This window comes from Kitasatospora nipponensis, from assembly GCF_039528135.1.
GTDB classification, from domain to species: domain Bacteria; phylum Actinomycetota; class Actinomycetes; order Streptomycetales; family Streptomycetaceae; genus Kitasatospora; species Kitasatospora nipponensis.
Genome location: NZ_BAAALF010000983.1, coordinates 1 through 566, shown reverse-complemented (window position 1 = coordinate 566; position 566 = coordinate 1). Strand labels below are relative to the sequence as shown.

Sequence of the window (566 nt, the reverse complement as noted above, 5' to 3'; positions counted from 1 at the left end):
CGCGTCGGCGCGGAAGGCGATGCCGGAGCGCTTCTGGCCGTTGAACTCGTTCTCCCACGGCCGGGCGATGAGCTTGGTCAGGGCGACCAGGGTCCCGGGAGTCAGGTCGTCGGGCACCCCGGGCTGCGGCACGGTCAGGGACAGGATGTCGGCTTGGCCGTTGGCCACGAAGGTCACGTCGAGGGTCATCAGCGGGGCGCCGGTCTCGGTGTCGAAGGCCAGCTCACCGGTCTGCCGGTTCTTCAGCTTCGGGCGGGGCTCCTGGGCCACCATCACCAGCGCGCCGGTCGTGTCGACGGGGATGAACTTCATGGTCCGACTCCTTCGCACAGCACCAGGAGCAGTTCCGCTCCCGGAGCAGCCAACTCGTAGCGAACGCCACAAGTTCTCAACTCCTCTAGTTCTCAAGTCCTCTTGAGGAGTTGCTAGAACTATGACGGGCCATCAGCTAGTCGTCAACACCTCTTTAGGACTTAGGATGAGCGGGAGAACACGACAGGACGGTGACCCAGCACCATGGCCAACCAGTACGAGCGGATTTCGACCGATCTCCGACGGAAGATCAC

General features: G+C 63.6%; 1 protein-coding gene. It reads right to left on the bottom strand.

What is annotated here, in order from left to right; all coding sequences use genetic code 11:
- The coding region (locus tag ABD323_RS44450; RefSeq protein WP_344447660.1) for an SCO3933 family regulatory protein at nt 1-312 on the bottom strand (312 nt) is incomplete at its 3' end.
- Between the last annotated feature and the right edge of the window lie 254 nt (nt 313-566).